The organism is Rhizobium sp. Leaf341, from assembly GCF_001424325.1.
In the GTDB taxonomy this organism is placed as follows: domain Bacteria; phylum Pseudomonadota; class Alphaproteobacteria; order Rhizobiales; family Rhizobiaceae; genus Ferranicluibacter.
Genome location: NZ_LMPE01000002.1, coordinates 1 through 9031 on the forward strand (window position 1 = coordinate 1; position 9031 = coordinate 9031).

Here is a 9031-nt window from a genome sequence, read left to right on the forward strand (position 1 = left end):
TATAGGGCTACCAGGTCATTCTCGTCAACAGCCTCATTCGGAAAAATTCGAGAAAAACGACAAACAACTGAAAGATAACGGAAATTCCGATCCTTCTCCCGCAAACGCGCCGAAACTAAACGAAGACGACGCCCGGAGCAGGCGCTCGGGCGTCGTCGATCAAGATGTGCAACGAGGTCGTCCTCCTGGCTGCGTTGCCTACTGCGCTGTCTCCAGCGGCTTTGGCACATAATTGAGGATCGGCCCGAGCCAGCGCTCGACGTCGATCACCGACATCCCCTTGCGACGGGCGTAATCCTCCACCTGATCCCGCTCCACCTTAGCGACGCCGAAGTAGTAGGCGTCGGGATGGGCGAGGTAGAGCCCGGAGACGGATGAACCCGGCCACATGGCAAAGCTCTCCGTCAGCCGCACGCCGATCTCGGCTTCTGCGTCGAGCAGAGTAAACAGCGTGGTCTTTTCCGTATGATCCGGCTGGGCGGGATAGCCGGGCGCCGGGCGGATGCCGGCATAAGGCTCGGCGATCAGCGCCTCCGGGGCGAAAGCTTCATCGGTCGCATAGCCCCAGAGCTCCTTGCGAACGACCTCATGCATGCGTTCGGCAAAGGCTTCGGCGAAACGGTCGGCAAGCGCCTTGACCAGAATTGCCGCGTAATCGTCGTTCGCACGCTCGAATCGCTCGGCAATCGCGACTTCCTCGATTCCCGCGGTGACCACGAAGCCGCCGACATAGTCGCTCACGCCGCTGTCTGTTGGCGCAACGAAATCGGCCAGCGCCATATTCGGCCGACCGTCGCGCTTGGCCATCTGCTGTCGCAGCGTGTGCAGGGTCGCGAGCGGCACTTGGCGGGTCTCATCCGTGAAGAGCTGAATGTCGTCGCCTGTTGATCCCGCCGGCCAGAAGCCGATCACCGCCTTCGGCGCGAACCATTTTTCCGAAATGATCTGCGCCAGCATGGCTTGAGCGTCGGCAAACAGCTGGCGCGCAGCCGTCCCCTGACGTTCATCGTCGAGAATTTTCGGATAGACCCCTTTCATCTCCCAGGTCTGGAAGAAGGGCGTCCAATCGATATAGCGCGCAAGTTCGCCGAGATCCCAGCCTTGGAACACGCGGGTTCCGAGGAAGGAGGGAGGGGTCGGCTGATAGGTCGCCCAATCGGCACGATGACGGTTCGCGCGTGCGCGCTCCAGCGGCAGACGCTGTTTTTCACGCTCGGACCGCGCATGGGCATCGGCCACCTTGCGATACTCCGCCCGGATGGTCTCGATATAGGGATCGCGGGCCTCGGGCGAGAGAAGGTTTGAGACGACACCGACCGCGCGGCTGGCATCCGTGACATACACCGCCTGGCCGAGATCGTACCGCGGGTGGATCTTGACGGCCGTGTGAACGCGGCTGGTCGTCGCGCCGCCGATCAGCAGCGGCAGGCTCATGCCCTCGCGCTGCATTTCCGCCGCGACATGAACCATTTCGTCGAGCGACGGGGTGATCAGACCGGAAAGACCGATGATATCGACCTTTTCGGCTTTCGCCACCTCCAGGATCTTGGTCGCAGGCACCATGACGCCGAGATCGATGATCTCGTAATTGTTGCAGGCGAGGACGACACCGACGATGTTCTTGCCGATATCGTGAACATCGCCCTTCACCGTGGCCATCAGCACCTTGCCGGCGGACTGTCGCGCCTCGCCGCCTTCGGCGAGCTTCTCGGCCTCCATGTACGGCAGGAGCACCGCCACGGCCTGCTTCATGACGCGCGCCGATTTCACCACCTGCGGCAAAAACATCTTACCGGCACCGAAGAGATCGCCAACGACGTTCATGCCGGCCATCAGCGGGCCCTCGATGACGTGCAGCGGCCGAGCCGCGGCACGTCGCGCTTCCTCCGTGTCGTCGGCGATGAACTCGGTGATGCCGTTGACGAGCGCATGTTCCAGCCGCTTGTCGACCGTCCATTCACGCCAGCGCAGATCGCGCTCCTTCGCCTCGCGGCCGGCCGCGCCCTTGAACCGCTCGGCCAGCGCCAACAGCCGGTCCGTCGCATCCGGTCGGCGATTGAGGACCACGTCCTCGCAGGCGTCGCGCAGTTCCGGCTCGATCGCGTCGTAGACGATCAGCTGCCCGGCATTGACGATGCCCATGTCCATGCCGGCCTGGATGGCGTGGTAGAGGAACACGGCATGCATGGCCTCGCGCACCGGCTCGTTGCCACGAAACGAGAAGGACAGGTTGGACACGCCGCCCGAAATATGGACATGCGGCAGCGTTGCAACGATTTCCCGTGTCGCCTCGATGAAGTCGACGCCGTAATTGTTGTGCTCCTCGATCCCGGTTGCGACCGCGAAGATGTTGGGATCGAAGATGATGTCCTCGGGCGGAAAGCCGACCTCTTCGGTCAGGATCCGGTAGGCGCGGGTGCAGATCTCCACCTTGCGTTGGCGGCTGTCGGCCTGCCCCTGCTCGTCGAAGGCCATGACCACGACCGAGGCGCCATAAGCCCGGCACAACCGGGCCTGGTGCAGGAAGCTCGCCTCGCCTTCCTTCAGCGAAATGGAATTGACGATCGACTTGCCCTGAACGCATTTGAGCCCGGCCTCGATCACCTCCCATTTGGAGCTGTCGATCATCACCGGCACCCGGGCGATATCCGGCTCGGCGGCAATCAGGTTGAGGAACTCGATCATGGCCTGCTTGGAATCGATCAGGCCCTCGTCCATGTTGATGTCGATCACCTGCGCGCCGTTTGCCACCTGGTCGCGTGCGACATCCAACGCCGCGGCATAATCGCCTGCCGTGATCAGCTTGCGGAATTTCGCAGAGCCGGTGACGTTGGTGCGCTCACCCACATTGATGAAGGGAATGTCCTTCGTCAACGTGAAGGGCTCCAGCCCCGAGAGGCGCATCTGCGGAGCGACGGCCGGGATCTGCCGGGGTGAAAAAACCGCCATGATCAGACCCTCGCCTGTACGGTACCGTCACGGGTGGCGGCGTCGAGAGAGGGCCGCGGAAGATGCCCGACGACAGCCTCTGCAATGGCCTTGATATGCGCCGGCGTCGAGCCGCAGCAACCGCCGACGATGTTGACCAGACCGTCCTGCGCAAATCCGGCAATCTGTGCGGCCATCTCGTCCGGACTTTCGTCATAGCCGCCGAATTCGTTGGGAAGGCCCGCATTCGGATAGGCACAGATCAGCGTATCGGCAACGGCCGAGAGTTCCGCAAGATGCGGCCGCATTGCATTGGCGCCGAGCGCGCAATTGAGCCCGATCGAGAACGGCCGCGCATGGCGCAGCGAGTACCAGAACGCCGTCGGCGTCTGGCCGGAAAGCGTGCGACCGGAAAGGTCGGTGATCGTGCCGGAAATCATCACCGGCAGCCTAATGCCGCGCTCGGCAAACACTTCGAGCGTCGCGAAGACGGCCGCCTTGGCGTTCAGCGTGTCGAAGATCGTCTCGATCAGCACGATGTCCGTGCCGCCGTCGATCAATCCGCGCAGCTGCTGGCCGTAGGCGGCGCGCAGGTCGTCGAAACCGACAGCGCGGTAACCGGGATTGTTGACATCGGGCGAGATCGAGGCTGTGCGGTTGGTCGGCCCAAGCGCGCCTGCCACGAACCGGCGGCGCCCGTCCTTGTCCTGCGCACGCAGGCCCGCCCGCCGCGCAAGGCGTGCGCCGTCGCGATTAAGCTCGTAGACCGCGTCTTCCATGCCGTAGTCGGCCTGGGCGATCGTGGTGGAGGAGAAGGTGTTGGTTTCCAGGATATCCGCACCCGCCAGCGCGTAGCGATAGTGGATGTCCTCGATTGCAGCCGGCTGCGTGAGCGTCAGCAGGTCGTTGTTGCCCTGGAGATGGCAGTCGCATCCTTGAAAGCGCTCGCCGCGAAAATGTTCTTCCGTAAGGCCGAGCTGCTGGATTTCGGTTCCCATCGCACCGTCCATGATGAGGATCCGCTCGGATGCAGCCTGGCGCAGTGCACGGGCAACCTCGGAGCCGTCGGGCGCCGGGGACGGTTCGCCGAATAGGGCCGTGATGGCGGACATGGGACAACCTTTCGCCTGCTGAACAGGCCTCGAAGTGACATAAAGATATATTTATGTCAATATATGTGGCTTTTGGATGCGCGCAAGGCAGTCCTTGAGCTCGAAAATGGCGCAGAGGATGTGGTAGAAGGTACTGGCCGGGGCAGCTTCTTCAACAAAGACGCCGCTTTCGGGCAGCTTGTCACGCCAGAGGCCCTTCACGGGTACGTCCAGAAACAGGTTCAAGGCGTCGATCGCGCGTTCGGCCGAGCCGAGGTAGCGCGCCTGTGCGTCGCCGTCGCTGAGTGCGGCGAGGCGGATTGCCGCCTTCAGCCACTCGGTCTGCGGCCAGAGCCGCGCCAGCGGGTCGCGAACGGAGAAGTCGTCGTTGAGTTGCATGATGGCGACCTTGCGCGTCGCGCAGATACCGTGCGCCTCGCCGAGGTCGAACAAACGTCGCGCCTTCACGATCGCACCCGCATCGCCGCGGCGCTCGCCCCAGCGCAACAAAAGCCAGGCCCATTCGAACTGGTGCCCCGGTTCCACCACCCGACCGAGATCACCGGGCATCGGCGCCCAGTCATGATCGAAGAATTCGCGAAGCGCGCCGGTCTGCGGATCGATGAAGCGATCCATGCAGAGTGCCGCGATTTCATCGGCGAGATTGGTCCAGCCGATTTGATCGAAACCTTCGACCTCTTCGCTGGCAAGACAGGCCTCGAAGAGGTGCATGTGCGGATTGGAGCAGAGCGGTAGGCGCGGCGGCTGGTCTTCCTCGAAGCCTGCGACCGGATGCTTGCACCAGTTTTCCAGCCGGGTCTTCAGGGATGCGCTGCGCTCCGCCATCTCCGCAAGCCGCTCGGGAAAGGCGCGTGCCAGATAGGCAAAGGCGAGCAGGGCAAAGGCCTGGTTGTAGATATCGAACGACGCGTCGAGCAGCGTGCCGTCCGCATCCGCAAGCGCACCGTAAAAGCCGCTCGGCTGCAGGAACACCCGGTCGAAGAACGCAAGACCGCCCGCGCTTGGTCGCTGCCAATCACCGGTCCACCCGCGCAGCCCTGCTTCGGCAAAGCAATAGGTTTGCCGCGGCTGCACGCGCGCCCGCAAACTGTCCCGTGTGGGTCGGCCCGTCAGGTCAATCGTCTCGACGAAACCGCCTTCCGGATCGACGAAACCCTTGTCGCGCCAGAGCGGCAGGGCCTGTTCGGTCAACCAGTGCTCGAGCGAAGCGGAAAGCGCAGAAACGGCCATGGGCGGCACCTTTGCGGAGAAGAGGTCGAAAACGATTCAGGTGTCGAGACGAAGGCCGGAAAGATCATGGCCGAGATGGTTGGCCAGCGCTTCGACCACCATTGCATGGTCCTGCCGTTGCGGAAGGCCGGAAACGGTAACGGCTCCGATACAGCCTGCACCGGCGACCGTGATGGGGAAACTGCCGCCATGTGACGCGAAATCGGCTTCGGAAAGCCCGAACTTGTCCTGCAGGCTGCGCCCGTCACGGGCCAGCGAAAGCCCGATTGCGTAGCTGCTGCGGAAAAAGCGGGCGACGCAGTTGCGCTTGCGGCGAACCCAGTTCGCATTGTCGGGCGATGTGCCTTCCAGGGCCGCGTAGAACAGAGGCATGGAAAACAGGCTGACATCGACGACCACGCCGAGATTGCCGGCCACGGCCATCTCGCGAAGCCGTGTTCCGAGCGTCCAGGCAATATCGCTATCGAAACGGTCGAAGACCAGAGTCTTTTCCTGATGGGCGACGCGGGCAATGTCGTTGTCGAGGGAAGCCGTCATCCGTTATTCCTTCCAGAGCCATGCAGCGCCGCGGACGCCCGAGCTGTCCCCGTGAACCGCCTTGCGAATCGGCGTTTCAAACGAATCACCAAAGATATAGTGCGCGACGAGACCCGGAAGGTCGTCATAGATCTCGTCGACATTCGACATGCCGCCGCCGAGCACGAAGACATCGGGATCGACGACATTCGTCAGAAGCGCAAGGCTGCGGGCCAATCGATCGGCAAAGCGCTCATAGACGCCGCGAGCGACCGCGTCACCAGCACGCATGTCGGCGATGATATCGCGTGCCAGGCGTTCGCGCCCCGTCGTCAGGCGGTAGTCGAGTTCGACACCCGTTCCGCAAGCATATTTTTCAAGGCAGCCCGTTTTTCCGCACCAGCACCGGTGGCCGGGATACTCTTCCGGCCGCATCCAGGGCAGCGGATAGTGTCCGACTTCAGCGGCCACGCCCTGGAAGCCGGCATGCACCTTCCGCCCGATGGCAAGCCCCCCGCCATGACCGGTACCGATGATGATACCGAAGACCGTTTCGGCCCCTGCCCCGGCGCCATCAACAGCCTCGGAAACGGCCAGGCAGTTCGCATCGTTGGCAATGCGCACGGGGCGGCCGAGCACCCTTTCGAGATCCTGCCCGAGCGGGCGGCCATTGAGGATGACGGCGTTGGAATTGCGCACGAGACCGGTTCGCGGATTGGGACTGCCAGGAATGCCGATCCCGACGCTGCCGGAAGCGCCGGAAGCCGCTTCCGCCGAGGAAACCAGAGATCGGACGGCATCGAGGCAGGCATCGTAGGACGTCGGCGTCGGCACGCGTTCGCGCGCGCGCAGCGCTCCCGCTTCGTCAAGCGCCACCACCTCCATCTTGGTGCCGCCCCAGTCGATCCCGATAAACATCACGCCCCCATCCTGCCTTCAGGCGATGCCGGCCTGCAGGCCATGTCGACCCCGCAGAAATGCGCAGGCGGGCCTGCATACCATCCCGGCCCACCCGTTTGAAGCCCCGCCGAACACGCCGAACACCGTTGGAAACACCATTCCCCTTCAAGCCCCTTGGCTTCGCCGGCAAGCTTTTGTAAGGATGCAGGCCACGGTCCCGTAGCTCAGGTGGATAGAGCGACAGATTCCTAATCTGTAGGCCACTGGTTCGAGTCCAGTCGGGATCACCAGCCTCCTCGATGATTGCGCCATTCCCTGCGCTCGAACGGCAATGCGCAGAGCGGCCGCCAAGAACGCGTTGCTCGCAAACTTCTCCGCCCAAGGGAGATAAGCCTTGTTCCGCCTTTTTTCCGCTAGTACGACGTTGACGCTTGAACAGTAAGGTCGACGGAAGCGGAATGACGAAGTCTGAGCATCATCACATCACCATTCTCGGGTCCACGGGCTCCATCGGCTGCAGCACGCTGGACGTGATCGCGCAACTCGGGGGGCGGGAGCGGTTCGTGGTGGAAGCTCTGACGGGAAATGGAAACATCGCGCTTCTTTGTCAGCAGGCCCGCGCCGTCGGCGCGCGGATGGCCGTGACGGCGGATGAGAGCCGTTATCTCGAATTGAAATCCGCGCTGACCGGCTCCGGCATCGCGGTTGCGGCCGGTGAAAGCGGACTTCAGGAAGCGGCTGCGCGCGAAGCGGAGTGGGTCATGGCGGCGATCGTGGGCACGGCCGGCCTTGCGCCGACGCTCACGGCCGCGCGCCGCGGCGCAGATATCGCGCTCGCCAATAAGGAATGCCTGGTTTCAGCCGGCGCCCTCTTCGTCGAAGCCGTTTCACAGGGCGGCGGGCGGCTCATTCCGGTCGACAGCGAGCACTCCGCCATCTTCCAGGCTCTGGAGGAGGACCAGCGGCACGCCGTCGAACGCATTATCCTGACGGCTTCCGGCGGCCCCTTCCGCACCTGGTCGCGCGACGACATGGCAGGCGTGACGGCCGAGGTAGCCCGGGCACATCCCAACTGGTCCATGGGCCTGAAGATCTCGATCGGCAGCGCCTCGATGTTCAACAAGGCGCTGGAAATGATCGAGGCCAAGCATCTTTTCGGCGTCGCGCCGGACCAGATCGAGGTGATCGTCCATCCGCAATCGATCATTCACTCCATGGTCGGGTACACCGACGGCTCGGTGCTGGCGCAGCTCGGCGCACCCGACATGCGGACCGCGATCGGCTATGCCCTGACCTATCCCGAGCGTCCGGTGCTGAATGTCGAGCGGCTGGATTTCGCCAGGCTGGCGCGGCTCGATTTCGAAGCGCCGGACGAGGCGCGCTTTCCCGCACTTCGGCTTGCCCGGACCGCCTTGACGCGCGGCGGCCTGCAGGGTGCCGCGATGAACGCAGCCGAGGAGACGGCCTTCGACGCTTTCGTGGACGGGCGGCTCGGCTTTCTCGACATGGCCGACATCGCGGAAACGGTGATGGAGCGAATGATCGACTGGCCAGCCGCTGCCGACATGAATGACGTCTTTGCCGGCGACGCCGCGGCGCGCCGGTTTGCGCTGGAGGCCATCGGGACCCGCGCAGCCGCCTGATGATGACGGTTCGACGAGCCGCTTGAGCGGCTTTAGCGAATGAGCAGTGCCGTCGCGTAGAGCCCGAGACCGAAGACCACGTGCGCGGCAAGATTGAGAGCCCGAACCCGGTTGGGATGCGGAAGCCGCGAGGCTGCGACGCCGAGGCCAAGGCCCGGCTGCAGAAGAAACCATCCCGCAGCCACGGTCACGATACCCCAGACCAGGGCCGGGATCAGGGTCGGCGCCGTGAACCAGTCGAGACCGACGAAAATCGCGAGCAGGATGCCGTAGAGAATACCGACGGCATAATGTCCGATCCAGCCGAGCGCGTTCTCGTTGGCAAAAGGCGCAGCATCGCTGATCGATTCGTGGAACAGTCGGCCCCGGCCAGCATGATAGAACCAACGGCCGACCGGCGCCCAGTTGGCCTTCGGCTCGCCGAAGACGGTGGCGAGCAGGATGGCCCAGAGGTCCATCGCCAGCGTCGCGCCGATCCCGATCACCAGCCCGCGCCAGATCAGTTCCATCATCATGTGCGTGTTCCCTGCTCTCCCCGAGCCTCGCCTTCTAGATCAGAACCCGGAGGCTGCGAAGCGGAATGTGCGGCCGGAGGAGGCGACGTGGACCCCACCGGACGCCCGTCTTCTCAGGCGACGGCGCGCGCCAGCGCGCACCGCGACCAGAGCTGGTGGAGGGCGCCGACGAGATGATCGATATCGC

The 9031-nt window shown here is 63.7% G+C and carries 5 protein-coding genes, 1 tRNA gene and 1 pseudogene; 2 read left to right on the top strand and 5 right to left on the bottom strand.

Annotated features, from left to right (window positions below):
• Nucleotides 1-198: 198 nt before the first annotated feature.
• From metH to ASG03_RS00050, 4 genes and pseudogenes are all read right to left on the bottom strand, one after another.
• A pseudogene (gene metH, locus ASG03_RS00035) lies at nt 199-4040 on the bottom strand (methionine synthase).
• A gap of 51 nt (nt 4041-4091) precedes the next feature.
• Nucleotides 4092-5270, bottom strand: a complete 1179-nt coding sequence (locus ASG03_RS00040; protein WP_062691381.1) for an AGE family epimerase/isomerase — start codon at nt 5268-5270, stop codon at nt 4092-4094.
• A 36-nt stretch (nt 5271-5306) separates the two neighbouring features.
• Complete coding sequence (locus ASG03_RS00045; protein ID WP_062691383.1) at nt 5307-5807, bottom strand: heme-degrading domain-containing protein; 501 nt, start codon at nt 5805-5807, stop codon at nt 5307-5309.
• A gap of 3 nt (nt 5808-5810) precedes the next feature.
• Nucleotides 5811-6704, bottom strand: coding sequence for an ROK family protein (locus ASG03_RS00050; RefSeq protein WP_082475459.1), 894 nt, complete (start codon nt 6702-6704; stop codon nt 5811-5813).
• A 195-nt stretch (nt 6705-6899) separates the two neighbouring features.
• On the opposite strand from ASG03_RS00050, the gene ASG03_RS00055 reads away from it, so the two are divergent.
• Nucleotides 6900-6976, top strand: a tRNA-Arg gene (locus ASG03_RS00055).
• Between the two features lie 168 nt (nt 6977-7144).
• Nucleotides 7145-8329 carry a 1-deoxy-D-xylulose-5-phosphate reductoisomerase gene (gene dxr / locus ASG03_RS00060; RefSeq protein ID WP_062691385.1) on the top strand — a complete coding sequence of 395 codons (1185 nt, stop codon included), beginning with the start codon at nt 7145-7147 and terminating at the stop codon, nt 8327-8329.
• A 32-nt stretch (nt 8330-8361) separates the two neighbouring features.
• Here the strand turns inward: dxr and ASG03_RS00065 are convergent, their stop codons facing one another.
• Nucleotides 8362-8841, bottom strand: coding sequence for a DUF2938 domain-containing protein (locus ASG03_RS00065; RefSeq protein ID WP_062691715.1), 480 nt, complete (start codon nt 8839-8841; stop codon nt 8362-8364).
• Between the last annotated feature and the right edge of the window lie 190 nt (nt 8842-9031).

What these genes read in the sequence shown, in the direction of transcription:
- ASG03_RS00040 (WP_062691381.1), bottom strand. Translation starts at nt 5,270, where the DNA reads ATGGCCGTTTCTGCGCTTTCCGCTTCGCTCGAGCACTGGTTGACCGAA.
- ASG03_RS00045 (WP_062691383.1), bottom strand. Translation starts at nt 5,807, where the DNA reads ATGACGGCTTCCCTCGACAACGACATTGCCCGCGTCGCCCATCAGGAA.
- ASG03_RS00050 (WP_082475459.1), bottom strand. Translation starts at nt 6,704, where the DNA reads ATGTTTATCGGGATCGACTGGGGCGGCACCAAGATGGAGGTGGTGGCG.
- dxr (WP_062691385.1), top strand. Translation starts at nt 7,145, where the DNA reads ATGACGAAGTCTGAGCATCATCACATCACCATTCTCGGGTCCACGGGC.
- ASG03_RS00065 (WP_062691715.1), bottom strand. Translation starts at nt 8,841, where the DNA reads ATGATGGAACTGATCTGGCGCGGGCTGGTGATCGGGATCGGCGCGACG.